15 protein-coding genes and 1 other RNA gene are annotated in these 18457 nt (G+C 72.4%); 2 read left to right on the top strand and 14 right to left on the bottom strand.

The genetic code is table 11. The features are described 5' to 3' along the window. Nucleotides 1–83 precede the first annotated feature (83 nt). Nucleotides 84–374 (bottom strand): DUF3039 domain-containing protein, encoded by a 291-nt coding sequence (locus tag ACEZDE_RS21995; protein WP_380538437.1) that lies wholly within the window; start codon nucleotides 372–374, stop codon nucleotides 84–86. A gap of 24 nt (nucleotides 375–398) precedes the next feature. After that, nucleotides 399–977: a YqgE/AlgH family protein gene (locus ACEZDE_RS21990; RefSeq protein WP_380538630.1), complete on the bottom strand. Its 579-nt coding sequence runs from the start codon at nucleotides 975–977 to the stop codon at nucleotides 399–401. A gap of 254 nt (nucleotides 978–1231) precedes the next feature. Between ACEZDE_RS21990 and murA the strand changes: the two genes are divergently transcribed. Continuing rightward, nucleotides 1232–2566, top strand: coding sequence for a UDP-N-acetylglucosamine 1-carboxyvinyltransferase (gene murA / locus ACEZDE_RS21985; protein ID WP_380538435.1), 1335 nt, complete (start codon nucleotides 1232–1234; stop codon nucleotides 2564–2566). Between the two features lie 114 nt (nucleotides 2567–2680). Here the strand turns inward: murA and ACEZDE_RS21980 are convergent, their stop codons facing one another. The 8 genes from ACEZDE_RS21980 to ftsE all read right to left on the bottom strand — a co-directional run bounded on the left by ACEZDE_RS21980 (nucleotide 2681) and on the right by ftsE (nucleotide 11573). After that, nucleotides 2681–2962 carry an HU family DNA-binding protein gene (locus tag ACEZDE_RS21980; protein ID WP_380538433.1) on the bottom strand — a complete coding sequence of 94 codons (282 nt, stop codon included), beginning with the start codon at nucleotides 2960–2962 and terminating at the stop codon, nucleotides 2681–2683. Between the two features lie 376 nt (nucleotides 2963–3338). Beyond that, a complete protein-coding gene (locus ACEZDE_RS21975; protein WP_380538431.1) occupies nucleotides 3339–4790 on the bottom strand; it encodes an NAD-dependent malic enzyme in 1452 nt (483 codons plus the stop codon). A 315-nt stretch (nucleotides 4791–5105) separates the two neighbouring features. Continuing rightward, nucleotides 5106–7427 (bottom strand): HelD family protein, encoded by a 2322-nt coding sequence (locus ACEZDE_RS21970; RefSeq protein WP_380538429.1) that lies wholly within the window; start codon nucleotides 7425–7427, stop codon nucleotides 5106–5108. A gap of 191 nt (nucleotides 7428–7618) precedes the next feature. Next, nucleotides 7619–7987, bottom strand: a transfer-messenger RNA (tmRNA) gene (gene ssrA / locus ACEZDE_RS21965). A 121-nt stretch (nucleotides 7988–8108) separates the two neighbouring features. Then, nucleotides 8109–8606, bottom strand: coding sequence for an SsrA-binding protein SmpB (gene smpB / locus ACEZDE_RS21960; protein WP_380538427.1), 498 nt, complete (start codon nucleotides 8604–8606; stop codon nucleotides 8109–8111). A 33-nt stretch (nucleotides 8607–8639) separates the two neighbouring features. Continuing rightward, nucleotides 8640–9749: a S41 family peptidase gene (locus tag ACEZDE_RS21955; RefSeq protein WP_380538425.1), complete on the bottom strand. Its 1110-nt coding sequence runs from the start codon at nucleotides 9747–9749 to the stop codon at nucleotides 8640–8642. Between the two features lie 112 nt (nucleotides 9750–9861). Continuing rightward, on the bottom strand, nucleotides 9862–10815 hold the full coding sequence (ftsX, locus tag ACEZDE_RS21950; RefSeq protein ID WP_380538423.1) for a permease-like cell division protein FtsX: 954 nt from the start codon (nucleotides 10813–10815) through the stop codon (nucleotides 9862–9864). Nucleotides 10816–10883: 68 nt separating this feature from the next. Then, nucleotides 10884–11573, bottom strand: a complete 690-nt coding sequence (gene ftsE / locus ACEZDE_RS21945; protein WP_380538421.1) for a cell division ATP-binding protein FtsE — start codon at nucleotides 11571–11573, stop codon at nucleotides 10884–10886. A gap of 351 nt (nucleotides 11574–11924) precedes the next feature. On the opposite strand from ftsE, the gene ACEZDE_RS21940 reads away from it, so the two are divergent. Beyond that, nucleotides 11925–12119, top strand: coding sequence for a hypothetical protein (locus ACEZDE_RS21940; RefSeq protein ID WP_380538419.1), 195 nt, complete (start codon nucleotides 11925–11927; stop codon nucleotides 12117–12119). 104 nt (nucleotides 12120–12223) lie between these two features. Here ACEZDE_RS21940 and ACEZDE_RS21935 read toward each other — a convergent pair whose 3' ends face one another. From ACEZDE_RS21935 to ACEZDE_RS21920, 4 genes are all read right to left on the bottom strand, one after another. Further along, nucleotides 12224–12763 (bottom strand): LPXTG cell wall anchor domain-containing protein, encoded by a 540-nt coding sequence (locus ACEZDE_RS21935; RefSeq protein ID WP_380538417.1) that lies wholly within the window; start codon nucleotides 12761–12763, stop codon nucleotides 12224–12226. 184 nt (nucleotides 12764–12947) lie between these two features. Further along, nucleotides 12948–14057, bottom strand: coding sequence for a peptide chain release factor 2 (gene prfB, locus ACEZDE_RS21930; protein ID WP_380538415.1), 1110 nt, complete (start codon nucleotides 14055–14057; stop codon nucleotides 12948–12950). A 40-nt stretch (nucleotides 14058–14097) separates the two neighbouring features. Further along, nucleotides 14098–16383: a protein kinase domain-containing protein gene (locus ACEZDE_RS21925; RefSeq protein ID WP_380538413.1), complete on the bottom strand. Its 2286-nt coding sequence runs from the start codon at nucleotides 16381–16383 to the stop codon at nucleotides 14098–14100. 163 nt (nucleotides 16384–16546) lie between these two features. Continuing rightward, the gene (locus ACEZDE_RS21920) at nucleotides 16547–18250 is read right to left on the bottom strand and encodes a serine/threonine-protein kinase (protein WP_380538411.1); all 1704 of its coding nucleotides are present in this window, start codon (nucleotides 18248–18250) and stop codon (nucleotides 16547–16549) included. Nucleotides 18251–18457 lie beyond the last annotated feature (207 nt).

Here is an 18457-nt window from a genome sequence, read left to right as displayed (position 1 = left end):
GAGCCCATACTGCCCCGCCTCCCCCGATTGGTCCAGACCAGCCCGGCCAGCCGTCGGACGGCTGTCGGGCGGCCGTCGGGCGGCTAGGAGTCCTTGCCGCCCTTGTCCTTGCCGCCGCCACCGTCGAGACCGTCGAAGATCTCCTTGCACATGGGGCAGACCGGGTACTTCTTCGGGTCGCGGCCCGGCACCCAGACCTTGCCGCAGAGCGCCACCACCGGGGAGCCGGAGAGCGCGCTGTCCATGATCTTGTCGCGCTTGACGTAGTGCGCGAAGCGCTCGTGGTCGCCGTCCCCGTGGGAGGTCTGGGGTACCGACTCGGTCAGGGTGCCGAGACCGCCGACGCGCTGGGGCTCGGGTTCAAGGGTGCTCATAGCACCTCAGTCTAGGACCCCGGCTCAGTTCATCGACGGGTCGTCCGGGTAGGTGGCCACCATCGCCAGCTCGCCCCGCTGCCGCCGCAGCACCGCGCGCCACAGCCGGGCCGGGTCGGGAGCGGAGACGTCGCCGGGCTCGGACTCCACCACGTACCAGGAGCCCTCCAGCAGCTCGTCCTCCAACTGCCCCGGCCCCCATCCGGCGTAGCCGGCGAAAACCCGCAGCGAGCCCAGCTCGGAGGCCAGCAGCTCGGGCGGCGCCTCCAGGTCCACCAGGCCTATAGCGCCGTGCACCCGGCGCCAGCCGAGCACCTCCTCGACCGCCTGGTCGCCCGGCACCACGGCCAGCGCCAGCGCCGAGTCCAGCGCCACCGGACCGCCCTGGAACACCACGGCGGGCGAGCCGGCCAGCTCGGCCCAGCACTCCAGTACCGACTCGACCTCCACCGGGGTCGGACGGTTCAGCACCACGCCCAGCGTCCCCTCCTCGTCGTGGTCGAGCAGGAGCACCACCGCGCGGTCGAAGTTCGGGTCGGTCAGCGCCGGTGTCGCCACCAGCAGCCTGCCCGCGAGCGAGACGGCCTCGGTCATGCCTGCGATGATTCCGTACAGGACTCCGGGCGGGCAAGAAGAACCGCCGGGGCGGGGAAGCCGCGGCGAACCCGCGCCGAACCGTCCACCGGATGAGACGTTCGCCACACCACCCCAGCGGGGCAGGCCCTTTGACCCGGCCATACCAAAGTCGGACGTCACCGGGAACCACCCGTGGTCGCATTACCATCTTCTGGGGTGGTAGACCCGCATGTGAGTCGACACCTCCCGACCGCCCTCCCTCACCCCTGGATCGCGAGAACATGACCGAAGACGTCCTGCTTGTCCATGGCGGCAACCCGCTCGAGGGTGAGATCCGTGTCCGCGGCGCGAAGAACCTCGTGCCCAAGGCCATGGTGGCCGCCCTGCTGGGGCACGAGCCGAGCCGGCTCCGCAACGTCCCGGACATCCGCGACGTCAAGGTCGTCAGAGGACTGCTGCAACTGCACGGCGTCACCGTCCGCGAGGGCGACGAGGCCGGCGAGCTGATCCTCGACCCGACCCATGTCGAGAGCGCCAACGTCGCCGACATCGACGCCCACGCGGGCAGCTCGCGGATCCCGATCCTGTTCTGCGGCCCGCTGCTGCACCGGCTCGGCCACGCCTTCATCCCCGGCCTCGGCGGCTGCGACATCGGCGGCCGGCCGGTGGACTTCCACTTCGACGTGCTGCGCCAGTTCGGCGCGGTGATCGAGAAGCACCCGCAGGGCACCGTGCTGACCGCGGAGCAGCGGCTGCGCGGCTGCAAGATCGAGCTGCCCTACCCCTCGGTCGGCGCGACCGAGCAGGTGCTGCTGACCGCGGTGCTCGCGGAGGGCGTCACCGAGCTGCGCAACGCCGCGATCGAGCCGGAGATCGTCGACCTCATCTGCGTGCTGCAGAAGATGGGCGCGATCATCTCGATGGGGACCGACCGCACCATCCTGGTGACCGGCGTGGACCGGCTCACCGGCTACAACCACCGGGCCCTGCCGGACCGCCTGGAGGCCGCCTCCTGGGCCTGCGCGGCGCTGGCCACCGGCGGCAACGTCTACGTCCACGGCGCCCGCCAGCTGGAGATGATGACCTTCCTCAACACCTTCCGGAAGGTCGGCGGGGCGTTCGAGGTGGACGACGAGGGCATCCGGTTCTGGCACCCGGGCGGCGAGCTCACCGCCATCGCGCTGGAGACGGACGTGCACCCCGGCTTCCAGACCGACTGGCAGCAGCCCCTGGTGGTGGCGCTGACCCAGGCCTCCGGCCTGTCCATCGTGCACGAGACGGTGTACGAGTCCCGGCTCGGCTTCACCTCGGCGCTGAACCAGATGGGCGCCCACATCCAGCTCTACCGCGAGTGCCTGGGCGGCACCCCCTGCCGCTTCGGCCGGCGCAACTTCCTGCACTCGGCGGTCGTCTCCGGACCGTCCAAGCTGCAGGGCGGCGAGCTGGTCATCCCCGACCTGCGCGGCGGCTTCTCGTACCTGATCGCGGCCCTGGCCGCGCAGGGCACCTCCCGGGTGCACGGCATCGACCTGATCAACCGCGGCTACGAGAACTTCATGGAGAAGCTCCGCGACCTCGGCGCCCAGGTCGAGCTCCCGGGCGAGGACGACGAGTAGCCCCGGGATTCCACCCGATCGGCCCACCGGGCCGACAACGCACCGCGCCGGATCGCCCGCCCCGGAAGGGGCCGGAGATCCGGCGCGGTGGTGTCGCGGTCCTGCTGGTCCTGCTTACTTGCCCTTGGCGGCTTCCTTGAGCTTGGAGCCCGCGGAGACCTTCACGCTGTAGCCGGCGGCGATCTGGATCGGCTCGCCGGTCTGCGGGTTGCGCGCGGTACGAGCGGCACGGTGGGTGCGCTCGAAGGTCAGGAAGCCGGGGATGGTGACCTTCTCGTCACCCTTGGCGACGACGTCGCCGACGACCTCGGCGAGCGCGGCCAGGACGGCGTCGGCGTCCTTCCGGGTCACCTCGGCACGCTCGGAGAGGGCGGCCACCAGCTCACTGCGGTTCATGTGTACTCCATTGTGGTCTGTGCGCGATGCGGTCCTCGGCTGCCCCGGAGGACCGCCGCCTCGGCTGTCGCGCCACCCTGGAAGGGTGACGTACCGACAGGCGATGGGGGTGCTGCTTGCTGCCCCAGGCTGCGCAAATCTCTTGCCTAGGGACGAATCCTGCCCCCACCACCGCCGGGAAAGCGAATCCGGCTGCTGCGGGAGTCACACGAACAGCGCCATGCGACACGCGCAGTGACGGTTCGTCGGCTCCCGCCGACACTCTAGGCGCTGTGTCCCGTGTGGCAGGCACGGCGCGCCGGTGCAGGGCTTACCGTACGCCCTCGGGCCAGATGCCCCCAAACGGCGCGCATCCGACACCCTGAGGTCCGTGGGCTCAGAGCTGGGCCGCGGGGAAGCCCCCGGTGTCGCCGGCCGGGTTGCGCGGGGCCTGGGCCGTCCCGGCCGCGAACGCGGCGTCACGGACCGCCGCGGCGACCGTCTTGGCCACGTCCGGGTGGAACACGCTGGGGACGATGTAGTTGGCGTTGCGCTCGTCCGCGGAGACGGTGGCGGCCAGGGCGCGGGCTGCGGCGATCATCATCTCGCTGTTCACGGTGCGGCTCTGAGCGTCCAGCAGGCCGCGGAACACGCCCGGGAACACCAGCACGTTGTTGATCTGGTTGGGGAAGTCGCTGCGCCCGGTGGCGACCACGGCTGCGGTCTGCCGGGCCACCGCCGGGTCCACCTCGGGGTCCGGGTTGGCCAGCGCGAAGACGATCGCGGCGTCGGCCATCGTGGCGATGTCGTCCCCGTCCAGTACGTTGGGGGCGGAGACGCCGATGAAGACGTCCGCGCCGCGCACGGCCTCCTTGAGGCTGCCGGTGCGCCCGCTGCGGTTGGTGTTCTCGGCGACCCAGCGCAGCGAGTCGTCGAGGTCCTCGCGCCCCTCGTGCACCACGCCGTGCACGTCGGCGACGGTGGCGTGCTGGACGCCGGCGTCCAGCAGCAGCTTCAGGATGGCCGTGCCCGCCGCGCCCGCGCCGGACATGACGACCCGTACGTCGGCCATCTCCTTGCCGACCACCTGGAGCGCGTTGGTGAGCGCGGCCAGGACGACGATCGCGGTGCCGTGCTGGTCGTCGTGGAAGACCGGGATGTCCAGGGCCTCGCGCAGCCGGGCCTCGATCTCGAAGCAGCGCGGCGCGGAGATGTCCTCCAGGTTGATCCCGGCGAAGCCCGGCGCGATGGCCTTGACGATGGCCACGATCTCGTCGCTGTCCTGGGTGTCCAGGCAGAGCGGCCAGGCGTCGATCCCGGCGAACCGCTTGAACAGCGCGGCCTTGCCCTCCATCACCGGCAGCGCGGCCTTGGGGCCGATGTTGCCGAGGCCCAGCACCGCGGAGCCGTCGGTGACCACGGCCACGCTGTTGCGCTTGATGGTGAGCCGGCGGGCGTCGTCCGGGTTCTCGGCGATGGCCATGCAGACCCGCGCCACGCCCGGGGTGTAGATCATGCTGAGGTCGTCGCGGTTGCGGATCGGCAGCTTGGACGACATCTCGATCTTGCCGCCGAGGTGCATCAGGAAGGTGCGGTCGGAGACCTTGCCGATGGTGATGCCGTCGATGGTGCGGAGCTTGTCGACGATCTCCTCGGCGTGCGCGACCGAGGCGGCGGCGATGGTGACGTCGATCCGGAGCGCCTCAAGACCTGAGGCGGTGACGTCGAGACCGGTCACGGAACCGCCGCAGGACTCCACCAGGGTGGTGATCTGGCTGACCGCGTTGCCGCGGGCCGGGACCTCCATCCGCACCGTGATCGAGTTGGACACACTGGGCACCGTCGCCATCGACGTTCCTTCTCTCGTACGCGCACTGCACATGCTTCTTCAGGTTGGCAGTCCGATCGTCGCACCTACCGGCCCGTAAGTGGAAATGTTGTTCCACACAGCGGAGGGAGAGGATTCTCGTGCGAAGGGAATGCGTTCCCGGGGACCTTTGTTAGTCTGGGTGTGCGGCACCGATTCGATCCAAGCCCCCGGGCCCAACCTTAGTCGCCCAGAGCGACCACTTGCCGCGAGGCGAGCATGGCGGGTCGGTGCCGTACTGAACGTCCGTGAGGGGCGCTCTGACTCCAGGTCAGAGCGCCCCTCACGCGTGTGCCCTCAGGGCCGCAGCAGGGCCGGGACGCCGTCGCCGTCCGGGAGGTCCAGCGGGCCGGAGAGCACGGTCAGCCGCTGGGTGGCCCGGGTCAGCGCCACGTAGAGCACCCGCAGCCCGGCCTCCGACTCCCCGGCGATGCCGGACGGGTCGGCGACCACGGTGGCGTCGTACTCCAGGCCCTTGGCCTCCAGGCTGCCCAGGGCCACCGCCCGGCCGCCCAGGCCGGAGATCCACGCCGCGGCCTCGCCGCGGCGGTCCATCGGCACCACGATGCCGACCGTGCCGTCCACCTCGCCCAGCAGCCGCTCGACCTCGGCCCTGGCCGCCGGGCCGACCGCGTCCTCGGCCGCGACCGAGACGAAGCGCGGGTGCACCCCGGTGGAGCGGACCGCGTTCGGCGGCTCCACCCCCGGCGCGGCCTGCGCCAGCACCCGCGAGGCCACGTCGGCGATCTCGGCCGGGTTGCGGTAGTTCGTGGTCAGCGTGTAGCGGCGGCGGGTCTTGCTCCCCAGCGTCTCGTCCATCGCGGCCTGGGCCTCGGCCGGGTCGATCCAGGAGCTCTGGGCCGGGTCGCCGACGATGGTCCAGGTGGCCTGGCGGGCCCGGCGGCCGATCATGCGCCACTGCATCGGGGTGAGGTCCTGCGCCTCGTCCACGATCACGTGCGCGTACTCGGTGCGCTCGGCCGCCTCGCGGCGGGCGTCGAAAGTCCGCCGGTTGCGGTCGGCGGCGGTGGTGACCTCGTCCAGGCCGGTCAGCAGGTCCACCGCGTCCACCTCGCGGTGCCGGGGCCGGGCCGGCTCGCCGAGCAGCACCAGCAGCTCGTCCAGCAGCGCCGTGTCGTGGGCGGTCAGGGCGCCCCTGCCGTCGTCGTCCAGGTGCTTCCAGGAGGCGGCCAGCAGCCGGGTCTCCTGCTGGCTCAGCGAGCCGCGGACCAGCCGGCCGACCAGCCGCTGGTCGCGGAGCGGGGCCAGCGCCCGGCGCGGGGTCAGCGCGGGCCACCAGGCGTCCAGGAAGGTCAGGAAGCGCTCGTCGTCGCCGATGTGCTCGTCGAAGGCCTCCCGCTCGCGCTGCTGGTGCTCCCGGTCCACCCGGTCGCCGGTGCGCGGTCTGGTGCGCAGCAGCAGCGACCACAGGGCGTCCAGCAGCAGCCTGCGGGCCCGGGGCTTGAGCAGGTTGACCGGGGTCGCGCCGGTGCCGAGGACGCTGCGGCGGATGTTCCGCAGCGCGGCGGCGTCCAGCCGCAGCACCTCCCCCAGTGCGCTGACCCGCAGCTCGGCGGGGGCGCCCGGGGCGTCCAGCGCGGCACGGGCGGCCCGGCGCATCAGCGCGACCATCCGCGAGGAGCCCTTGATCCTGGCGACCTCGGGGCTGTCGTAGCTGTCCGCCTCGATGCCGTCGACCAGGCTGCCGACCGCGCGGATGGCGACCTGGCCCTCCTCGCCCAGGGCCGGCAGCACGCCCTCGGTGTAGGAGACCAGCAGCGCGGTCGGGCTGACCACCAGAATGCCGCCCGCGTAGCGGCGCCGGTCCTGGTAGAGCAGGAAGGCGGCGCGGTGCAGCGCCACCGCGGTCTTGCCGGTGCCGGGGCCGCCGGTGACCAGGGTGGCCCCGGCCGCGGGCGCGCGGATCACGGTGTCCTGCTCCTGCTGGATGCTGGAGACGATGTCGCGCATGCTGTGGCCGCGGGCCCGGCCCAGCGTCGCCATCAGCGCGCCGTCGCCGACGATCACCAGCGGCTCGCCGTCCAGCACCGGTTCCAGGTCGGGGCGGAGCAGGTCGTCCTCGACGCCGAGCACCCGGCGCCCGCGCGAGCGGATCACCCGGCGGCGGACCACCCGTCCCGGGCGCAGCGGGGTGGACTGGTAGAACGGCGCGGCGGCGGGCGCGCGCCAGTCGATCACCAGCGGGCCGTACTCGGTGTCCAGCACCCCGAGCCGGCCGATGTGCAGGGTCTCCGCGACGGCGGGGTCGGCCGGGTCCAGCGGGGTCTGCGAGGGGAAGCCGTCCTCCTCCGGGCCGTCCGGGCTCTGCAGGTCGATCCGGCCGAACAGGAAGTCCTCGAACTCGCTGTTCAGCCGCTGCAGGTGCAGCCCGGCCCGGAACACCTGGGCGTCGCGCTCGGCCAGCGCGCCGGGGGTGCCGACCGAGGCCTTGCTGGTGGCGTCGTTGAGGATGTACTCGGCCTCGGCGAGCTTCTCCTCCAGCCGGCGGTACACCCGGTCGAGGTGCTGCTGCTCGACGGCGATCTCACGGTCCCGGAGTGAGTCCGCGTGGGCGCGGCTGCTGCTGGTGCCGGCCTGGATGTCGCTGGGCGCGGTCAAGGGACCCCCTGTGTGCGTGGTGTGCGGCGCTTCACCCCTCGTCCCGGCGAAGGGAAAAGGGGGACGGACGATCGTACGTCATCCGCACACGTCGGCGCGCGCCCGCTCGGCCGGAAACGCCGAAAGCCGCCACGTCACGGGGACGGGCGGCTCTGACGCATGGGGGTAGGGCCTTTTCCTGAAAGGCCCGGTGGTGGAGGTGGCGGGAATCGAACCCGCGTCCTGTGGTGTGAAACCAGGGCTTCTCCGAGCGCAGACCGCTGCGATTTTCTCGGCCCCGGCAGTCTCGCGGACAAGCCGCCGACGGGCCCAGTCACTGTTTGGTTTCCCGGCGCACCCCGTGACCGGGTGCGACGGTGGAGTTCCCTAGATTATGCCAGGATCCGGGACGGGAACGCGCCCGGTCTGACACCTTTTACTCTCGCTCAGGCGGCGAGAGCGAAGGAATCGCTCTTGTGATTGGCGATTATTTTTTTGCGACATATGGTTTACGAGATCATTGCCGCTTCCTCGGCTCGCTTCCCCTGATTCGACATCCCCAGTCGAAACCGATCACCCCCATGGGGTGCTGTTCAATTGTCAAGGCACCCGCGCGTGCTCCGGGCGCCGTCTCGCACGGACCTGGGGGGTCCGGCTCGACACCTTCATCCTACGGCTCCGCGGAGGGGCCGGTCCACCACATTAGCCCTGGGCACGGCGGCGCACCGCGGACAACGCGCGGTCGGTCTCGCGCCGGTCCTGCTTCTCGCGCAGGGTCTGCCGCTTGTCGTGCAGCTTCTTGCCCTGGGCCAGCGCCAGCATCAGCTTGGCCCGGCCGTCCTTGAAGTACAGCGACAGCGGGACCAGGGTGAAGCCGGACTCGCGCAGCTTGCCGTCGAGCTTGCGGATCTCCTCCTTGTGCAGGAGCAGCTTGCGCTTGCGCCGGGCGGCGTGGTTCGTCCACGTGCCCTGCGCGTACTCCATGATGTGGACGTTGTGCAGCCAGGCCTCACCGTTGGTGATCTCGGCGAAGCCGTCGACCAGCGACGCCCTGCCTGCCCGCAGCGACTTGACCTCGGTGCCGGTCAGCACCATGCCGCACTCGATCTCGTCCAGGATGTTGTAGTCGTGCCGCGCCTTCTTGTTCTGCGCGACCAGTTTGCGTCCGGGTTCTTTTGCCTTGGCCATGATGCGGGCCATTCTCGCATCCGGAGCACCCTGACGGCACGGAGGTTATCCGCCGCCGGATCCGGACAGCCCGGCCAGGTCGTCCAGCACGGTGATCGCCGTCCGCTCCGCCGCCTGCGGGCCCGCGGACGGCGGGACCTCCACGTCCGGGGTGATCCCGGTGCCGTCCAGGTCGCGCCCGTCCGGGGTGCGGTAGTGGCCCACCGTGCGCTCCACCGCCGCGCCGCCGGGCAGCGGGGTGGCCTGCTGCACCGCGCCCTTGCCGAACGTCCGCGAGCCCACCACCACGGCCCGGTCCCGGTCCTGGAGCGCCCCGGTGAGCAGCTCGGCGGCGCTCATGGTGCCGCCGTCCACCAGCACCACCAGCGGGACGGCGGTGTCGCCGCCGGGCTCGGCGGTGAGCCGCCGCACCGTGTCGCCGTCCTGGTACGAGCCGACCGGGCCGCCGTCCAGGAAGCTGGAGGCGGCCTCCACCGACTCGTCCACCAGGCCGCCGGAGTCGCCGCGCAGGTCCAGCAGGATGCCCCGGCCGCGGCGGTCGGCGCTCTGGTGCACCGCGGCCTCGACCAGGTCGCCGGTGCCCCCGGTGAAGGCGGAGACCGCGATCCGGGTGATCCCGGCGGCCGGACGGTCCACCACCACGTCCTGGGCGTCCAGCAGTTGGCGGCGCAGGGTGACCGAGTGCGCGGCGCTGCCGCGGCGCAGGGCGAGGGTGACGGTGCTGCCCGCGAGCGGGCTGTCGCCGCGCAGCAGGGCCACCACCTCGGTCACCGGCAGGCCGGTCACCGGGCGGCCGTCCACCGCGGTCAGCTGCTCGCCCGCGCGCACCGAGGCCCGCGCGGCCGGGCCGTCGCCGCGGACCCGGGAGACGGTGACCACCCCGGCCGGGCTGCGCACCACCCACAGCCCGACCCCGGCGTAACGGCCGTCCAGGGCCTGGGCCATGGCCGCGTACTGCTCGGGTCCGTAGTAGGCGGCCCAGCGGTCGCCGCTGTCGGCGACCCAGCGCCGGGCGGCGGCGTCCACCGCGGCCGCGGTGGACGACCGCGGGCTCTCGCTGCCCCAGGCCCCGGCGGTGGCGCCGGTGGCCAGCACGGCCGCGAACACCAGGCCGAGGGCCAGCTGCAGGCGGAGTCGCGAGTGGCTACGGGACATGCTGGCTGAGTCTAGGGGGACGACGTGCCGTTATCGTGGCGAACGCAGCAGAACGCCCCGGACGCAGTACAACCTCCGGGGCGTTCATGGGACTTGCCGATGATCCGACGGCTCAGACCCGCAGGTACTTGCGCAGGGTCAGGAAGGCCGCGAGGGAGGAGACCGCGAGGCCGGCCAGCAGCATCAGCGGCATCACCTGGAACACCGGGCCCCAGCCGATGAAGGTGATCAGCTTGACCTGCTGGCTCAGGAACCGGTCGATGATCAGGTACTTGCCCACCGCCAGCATCGCCGAGGCCAGCGCCGCGCCGACCACCGCCGCGAACGCCGCCTCCGCGATGAACGGCATCTGCACGTAGTAGTTGGACGCGCCGACCAGTCGCATGATCCCGGTCTCGCGCTTGCGGCTGAAGGCGGACACCCGGACCGTGTTGACGATCAGCAGCACGGTGACGAAGGCCATCACCCCCATGATGATCCAGGCCACGATCTGCGCCCCGTTGAGCAGGTTGAACAGCGGCTTCAGCACCTCGTTCTGGTCCTGCACCTCCTTGACCCCGGGCTGTCCGCCGACCAGGCCGGACACCACCTGGTACTTCTGCGGGTCGGTCAGCTTGACCCGCAGCGAGTTCTGGAACGAGTCCGCGGTCAGCGAGGGGATCAGCGGGTTCTTCGGGTCCTGCTTCTTGAACTCGTCCAGCGCCTGGGCCGGGGTCTCCGTGTAGAACTTCTCGACCAGGCCGGTCTTCTGCAGCTGCTGCCGGACGGTGTCCATCTGCGTCTGCGTCGCCGCGCCGGAGGCGCAGTTGGGGGCGATCGCGTCGGTGGACGCGCCGCCGGGAACGGTGGCCGCGCCCTGTCCGGCGTCGGCCTTGTTGCAGAAGAAGATCGAGACCTCGACCTTGTCGCCCCAGTACCCGCGCATGTCGCGGACCTGCGCGTTGAGCAGCAGGGCCGCTCCCACCATCGCGAGCGAGAGCGCCACGCTCACGACCACCGCGATGGTCATCGTCAGGTTGCGGCGGAGACCGATGCCGATCTCCGACATGACGAACTGTGCTCGCATGACTTCCTAGCTGTTCTCTTCGTGACGCCGCCTGGTGCGCACGCCGTGGGGTGGGAGGCGGACGGGCCCTAGTGCTGGTAGCCGTAGACGCCGCGGGACTGGTCGCGGACCAGGTGGCCCTGGTCAAGCTCGATGACCCGCTTGCGCATCTGGTCGACGATCGCCTGGTCGTGCGTCGCCATCAGGACGGTGGTGCCGGTCCGGTTGATCCGGTCCAGCAGCTTCATGATGCCGACGGAGTTCTGCGGGTCGAGGTTTCCGGTCGGCTCGTCCGCGATCAGCAGCATCGGGCGGTTCACGAAGGCGCGGGCGATGGCCACCCGCTGCTGCTCGCCGCCGGACAGCTCGCCGGGCATCCGGTCCTGCTTCCCGGCCAGGCCGACCAGTTCGAGGACCTCGGGCACGACCTTGCCGATCACCCCGCGCGGCTTGCCGATGACCTCCAGCGCGAAGGCGACGTTCTGGCCGACCGTCTTGTTCGGGAGCAGCCGGAAGTCCTGGAACACCGTGCCCAACTGGCGGCGCATCTGCGGCACCTTCCAGTTGGACAGCTTGGCCAGGTCCTTGCCCAGCACGTGCACCTCGCCGGTGCTGGGCCGCTCCTCGCGCAGGATCAGGCGCAGGAAGGTCGACTTGCCCGAGCCGGAGGAGCCGACCAGGAAGACGAACTCGCCCTTCTCGATCTCTAGCGAGAGGTTGTCCAGGGCGGGACGGTTCTGCTTCGGATAGGTCTTGGAGACGTTGTCGAATCGGATCACGGCTGCATCACGGTCGGCCAGTCTAGGTGTAAGAGGGAGCGCGGGTGCCGATAATCCGGAACCGTGCTTCCCTCCCTCGCGGACAGGGACAGGTCTGCCGACCTTACGCGAAGCTGATGCGTGCTCGCAGTCACGGGCACACAAAGCCAGGGGAGTTCCCGGTCAAAAGCCATCAAATCGGAACAGAAAAACCGGTAAGATCTTGGATTCCGCAGTGCTGATCACTCAGTGTGATCATGTCACCGGTTGGCCCCGGAACGAGAATCCGCCCCGGACGGGTTCGGCATGGCACAGTGGAGGGAACCCACCCGGCATGGTGTCTCGTTGGGCAGGTCGAAGGAGGAGATCGAAATGACGCTCGACCGTCTGGTGTGCGCCAACTGTGCCGGCCCCGTGGCCGAGGGCCGCTGCCCCACCTGCCGTGCCAGCCGACAGCGGATGCAGGAGCAGCAGGGTCCGCTCGGCGGCCTATCCCCCGCCGCGCTGATCGCCCTGCTGGTGGCGCTGATCGCGTGCGCGCTGATAGCCCGGCACGCCTTCGCCTAGCCGAACCGCCCCGAACAGACCGAGCAGGCCCCCGGAGTGCGCTCCGGGGGCCTGCTGCGTGCCGGGGTTCTGCTGTGCTGCCGGGGGTCTGTCGGGTGCCGGGCTCAGGCGCCGTGCCGGGGGGCCGCGGTGCGCGGGCCGAAGCGGAACACCAGCCCGCCCGCGAGCAGCGTGAAGCCGCCCGCCAGCAGGTAGGGGACGCTGTGGTCGGAGCCGGTCTCGGCGAGCGTCTGCCGGGCGGTGGGCTGCGCCATCGTGCCGCCGTCGCCGCCGGTCGCACCGGTCGCGCCGCCCGCGGCGGTGTCGCCGGTCGCCGTGGGCGTCCCGGTGGCGGAGCCGCCGGCGGTGGCGGAGCCGCTGGGGTCGTCACCGGGTGTCACCGTGGTGGCCGGCACGCTGGTCGGGTCCGCCGCCGGGTCGGTGGTGCTGCCGGTGTCCGCGGGGGCGGTGGTGTCGGGGGCGGCGTCACCGGTCGGCGTGCTGGTCGGCGTGCTGGTGGGCACGTCGGCCTCGTCGCCGGGGAGGTCCAGCGGACCGTTGATGACCTTGCCGGGGGCCAGGCTCGGGGCGGTGACGGCGTTGGCGACGCCGGTGACCATCAACCCCGCGCCGGACAGCGCCAGCGCGGCGGCGGCCACGCGCACCTTGCGCGACCGTATGCCGGCGCCCCTCTTCCGGTGTCCGCGACGCATATCGGCCACAACGGCCCCTCTCACCACTCGCCTCCTGCCCGTACCGGGCATTGCGGGCCAGCATGGTGAATCACGCTACGGAACGTCAACGGCGATCTGTCCGGTTTCCGGGGCAGATCGCCGTGACTGGTAGGAATTATTCGGCCTTCTCGCTCTGCTTGCGCCAGCGGATGCCGGCCTCGATGAAGCCGTCCAGCTCACCGTCCAGAACCGCCTGCGGGTTGCCCACCTCGTACTGCGTGCGCAGGTCCTTGACCTGCTGGTACGGGTGCAGCACATAGGAGCGCATCTGGTTGCCCCAGGAGTTGCCGCCGTCCTTGAGCGCGTCCATCTCCGCCTTCTCCTCCTGGCGGCGCCGCTCCAGCAGCTTGGCCTGCAGCACGTTCATCGCGCTGGCCTTGTTCTGGATCTGTGAGCGCTCGTTCTGGCAGGAGACCACGATGTTGGTGGGGAGGTGGGTGATCCGGACCGCCGAGTCGGTGGTGTTGACGCCCTGTCCGCCGGGGCCGGAGGAGCGGTAGACGTCGATCCGCAGGTCGCCCTCGTCGATGTCGATGTGGTCGGCCTTCTCGACCACCGGGAGCACCTCGACGCCCGCGAACGAGGTCTGCCGCCGGCCCTGGTTGTCGAACGGGGAGATCCGGACCAGCCGGTGGGTGCCCTGCTCGACCGAGAGCGTGCCGTAGGCGTAGGGCACCTTGACGCCGAAGGTCGCCGACTTGATCCCGGCCTCCTCCGCGTAGGAGGTGTCGTAGACCTCGGTCGGGTAGCCGTGCCGCTCGGCCCAGCGCAGGTACATCCGCATCAGCCGCTCGGCGAAGTCGGCCGCGTCCACGCCGCCGGCCTCGGCCCTGATGTTGACCAGGGCCTCACGGGCGTCGTACTCGCCGGAGAGGAGGGTGCGGACCTCCATCTCGTCCACCGCCTTGCGGATGCTCTCCAGCTCGGCGTCGGCCTCGGCGCGGGCGTCCTGGTCGTCCTCGTCGGCGGCGAGCTCGAACATCACCGAGAGGTCCTCGATCCGGCCGCGCAGGGTCAGCACCTTGCGCAACTCGCCCTGGAGGTAGGAGAGCCGGCTGGTGACCACCTGGGCGGCGTCGGGGTCGTTCCACAGATCGGGCGCGGCGGCCTGCTCCTCGAAGATCGCGATTTCGGAACGGATCTTGTCGAGATCGACCACGGCCTCGATCGACGACATGGTCGTTTCGAGGGACTTGATTGCTTCGGAAGGATCGATGGCTGCCACGCCACCAGCCTAGTGCTTCCCGGGACGGGATCCCGCCCGGCTACCGGGTGTGCGCGTAGGCCACGCCTCCGGCCGCGGTGCGCAGGAACAGGGCGACGCCGGTGGCGTCGGTGCAGGCGGCCGGTTCGCCGGCGGCGCCCGGCAGCGTCCCGGACGTCCACAGCGCGCCCCCGGCGCTGCCCGCGGCCTCCGCGCCGGAGGCGGCGAAGACGTACTGCGCCCCGCCCGCGGTCTGCACCGCTTCGGGACGGGCCCCGGCGCCGGTCGCGGTGACCCCGGTGACCGGCTGGGCCGGACGCCACAGCCCGTTCACCGCCTGGGTGCGCAGCACCGGGCCGCCGCCCGCGGGCAGCACGAAGGCGTCGATCCGGCCGCTGCTCTCGGCCACCAGGGCGGGCGCGCCGGTGATCCGGCCCGCCGTGCCGACGGTCTGCCAGACGCTCCAGGCGCCGCTGCCGCTGTACGAGGTGGTGGCCAGGTCGGAGCCGATCCTGGCGACCAGGTCGATCCGGTCGCCGTGCACCGCGGCGGCGGGCGGCGAGTCGACCCGCATCCCGCCGTCCAGCTTGCCCCAGGCGCTGTCGCTCCACCGGCCCTGGACCAGGGTGCGCTGGTAGACCAGGCCGTCGGTGCCACGGGCGAACAGCCGCAGCCTGCCGTCCGGCAGCGCCACCGCGGCGGGCTCCCCGGTGACCTGTATCCCGGTCAGCTTGCCCCAGCCGCCGAAGGCGGTGGCGCCGCGGGTGAGGTAGCGGATGTAGCCGTCGGCGTCGGTGCCGAAGACATAGGCGGTGCCGTCCAGGTCCACCGCGCGCAGGCCGCTGACCAGCGGGACCGGCGGGGCCGGGGCGGTGGCCCAGGCGGTCCAGCCGGGCAGCGGCACGGCCGCGGGCGGCGCGGTGGAGTCCAGCTTCCCGGCGACCGGGGCCTGCCCCAGGGTGGCCGCCGAGGCGGCCCGGGTGCCACGGGAGCCCGGGGCGCTGTGGCGGCCGTCCTGGCTCGGCTTTCCGGCCGGACCGGGGGAATCGCCCGCGAAGGCCTTGTAGGCGCCCGCCGCGCCCGCCACCACCAGCAGCGCCAGCGCCGCCGCCAGCAGCCTCCTGCGGCGCCGTACGGCCGCGCCCGCGCCGCTGCGCTTGGCGCCCGCGTGCCGGTGCCCGCCGTCCTTGCGGCCGGCCCTGGCCGCCCGCTCCTGGCGGGAGGCGTCGGCGAAGGCCACCAGTTCCTCCGGGCTGGGGCGGCGCAGGCTGGTGTGGGTGTCCCGGCTGGAGTCCGGCTGCGCGCCGGGCACCAGCGGGACGGCCGGGCCGCGGCGGCGGCGCCCGCCGGCCGCCGGGCCTGAGCCCGCGCCGCCCCCCGGGCCGACGCCGACCCGGTCGCCCGGGGCGCGGCGCTCCCTTCCGTCGTCGGAGCCGTCGCGGTCGTCGGCGTCCTCGTCGTCGTACTCGGCCGGGTACGCGGCGGGCGGGGCGTCCGGGTGGCTCACCGAGAGCACCGGGAGGCCGGCCAGCGAGGGCAGCAACTCGCGCAGCCTGGCCGCCAGTTCGCTGGCCCGCAGGCGCGAGGCCGGGGCCTTGGAGAGGCACTGCGCGACCACCCGCCACAGCTCCTCCGGCAGGCCGGGCAGCGGGGCCACCGTCTCGGTCACATGGCGGCGCAGCACCGCTCCGGTGTGGCCGCCGCCGAACGGGGTGAACCCGGCCAGCAGTTCGTAGAGCACGGTGGCCAGGGCGTAGATGTCGACCGCGGCGCGCGGCTCCAGCCCCTCGATCACCTCGGGGGCCAGGTAGTCGGGGGTGCCGATGATCCGGGTGGCCCGGGTCCGCCGGGGGGCGTCGACCAGGCGGGCGATGCCGAAGTCGGAGAGCTTGGCGCGCGGGGCGCCGCCAGGACCCGGCGAGGAGGCCTGGTCCAGCAGGATGTTCTCGGGCTTGACGTCGCGGTGCACGATCCCGGCCGCGTGCGCGACCGCGAGCCCCTCGGCCACGTCGGCGACCACGGAGACCGCGGCCTGCGGGGTGAGCGGGCCCTCCCGGTCCAGCCGGGCGCGCAGGTCGGAGCCGTGCACCAGCTCCATCACCAGGGCCAGGTCGTCGCCGTCCACCACCAGGTCGTGCACGCCGACCACCCGGGGGTGGTCCAGGCTGGTGAGGGCGGTCCGCTCCTGGACGAAGCGGCCGACCAGGACCTGGTCCGAGGCGAGGTCCTCGCGGAGCAGCTTGATCGCCACCGGCCCCTCCGGGCCCTCGCCCAGCCAGACCGTTCCGGCCGAGCCCCGGCCGATCACCTGGTGCGCGGTGTAGCGGCTGCCGATCTTGCGTGCCAAGGCTGCTCCGTGCGCGTAGGGACCTCTGTGGCGGGCACCCCGGCCGCGGCCGGTCCGGTGCCAGCGACCAACGTACGCGGGTTGGGGCCGCAGGGGGGAACCGGTCCGGTGTTACCGCAGGTCAGATGTCGACAAAGCGTCAATCCCGGCTGGAATTCAGCCCTTAGGGTTTCGGCGGCGCGGTGATCCCGGTGACGCCGTCAACGCCCTTCTTGGCCTTGTCCACGGTGCCGGTGAAGCTGTCCCACCACCGGGTGACCTGGTGCCACCAGGACTCGACCTGGTGCACCCAGTGCTGGGCCGGGGTGAAGTACCAGACGCAGACCGCGATCACGGCCAGCACCAGCAGCACCTTGAGGCAGCCGGTGCCGGGGATCCGCATCCGCCGCCGACGGCGCGGCGGTCGCGGTTCGCGCTCCCGCCGCGGCTCGGGCTCCGGTGCGGGCGCGGGGCGCGGGGCGGGCTCCGGCGGCGCGGAACGGCGGCTCCGCGCCGGGGGCTGGGCCTGCGGCGGGCTCTGCGGCTGCGGCTGGTACTGCCGCGGCTCCTGGTAGCCCTGCGGTTCCTGATACCCCTGCGGTTCCCGGTAGCCCTGCGGCTGTTGGGGCTGCTGGTACCCCTGCGGCGCCGGACGGTACGGCGGCGGGGCGACCTGCGGCTGCGGCTCGGTCGGGAAGCGGTAGTCCACCCTGGTCTGCTCGTTGCGGGTGCGCGCGGCCCGCAGCTGGTTCTCCCAGGGGTGCGGGCCCTGCGGCGGCTGCGGCTCCGCCGGGGACTGCGCCTGCACCGCGGCGGCCACCGGCTGCGGGGCCCCGGTGGGCGCGGCGATCCGCTCGGTCCGCTCGGCCGCGCCGGGCGGCAGCACCTGGGTCGGGTCGGCCGCGCCGAACGGGTAGGACACCCCGCCCAGCACCGTCGCCGCGCCCGGGTCGAAGCGGACCCCGTTGGGCACGGTCGGGTCGTTCCCGGCCGACGGCGGCGGGGCCAGCAGCGCGCCCACCGCCAGCGCCGCGTCGATCTGCGCCGGGGAGGCGTGCACGCCGACCCCGGCCGCCACCGTGCGCAGCGCGGTGGCCAGGGTGACCGCGGTCGGCCGCAGCGACGGGTCCTTGCGCAGGCAGTGCTGGATCACGGTCCACAGCGGCTCCGGCAGGTTCCGCGGCCGGGCCGGCTCCTGGGTGAGGTGTGCCTGCAGGATCTGCAGCGGCCCGTCGCCGTGGAACGGCGGACGCCCGGTCAGCAGTTCGAACAGCATGATGCCGGCCCCGTAGACGTCCACCGCGGAGGTCTGCTCGCGCCCCTCGGCCGACTCCGGCGCGACGTACGCCGGGGTGCCGACGAACTCGTGGGTGCGGGTCAGCCCCGGCGAGTCGGCCAGCCGGGCGATGCCGAAGTCGGTGAGCAGCGGGTGCATCTGCCCGTCCGTGGTCGCCAGCAGCACGTTGGCCGGCTTGAGGTCGCGGTGCACCACGCCGTCGGCGTGGCTGGCCGCGAGCGCGTCGGCGACCTGCGCCATCAGCAGCGCCCCGGCGACCGGGCTGAGCGGCCCGTGCTCGCGCAGGTAGCGGTTCAGGTCGAGCCCGTCGACCAGGTCCATCACCAGGGCCAGCAGCTCGCCCTCCACCACCAGGTCGCGGACCCGGACGATATTGGGGTGGACCAGCCGCAGCAGCACCGAGCGCTCCCGCAGGAAGCGCATCACCACGTCGGGGTCGGTCGCCAGCTCCTCCTTGAGGACCTTGATCGCGACCTGGTCCGGGCCCGCGGCGCCGCCGTCCCCGACCCGGATCCGGGCACGCCAGACCGTCCCGGTGGCTCCGCGTCCCAGCGGCTCCTCCAGCAGGTACTTACTGCCCACAGGCCGCACCCGTACGCTCCTCGTCGTGCCTCTGCCGCCCGGTACCCGGCCGTCGCCTTCCCGAATATCTGTTCCGCAGGGCAACCCTAAGCCCCTACCCGCTGGACGCCCTGCCCGGCGCCGGAAGTTCCCAAGATCACTGGAAAGGGTGCGGCGCGCGAGATGTCAGTGCCGGATGGGAGGATGCAGTCAGGCATCCTGACGCCCACTCCGCGT

Origin of the sequence: Streptacidiphilus cavernicola (assembly GCF_042510955.1) — a bacterium.
Classification (GTDB): domain Bacteria; phylum Actinomycetota; class Actinomycetes; order Streptomycetales; family Streptomycetaceae; genus Streptacidiphilus; species Streptacidiphilus cavernicola.
Note: the sequence above shows the minus strand (reverse complement) of the source record. Positions and strands in the feature narration are given on the sequence as shown.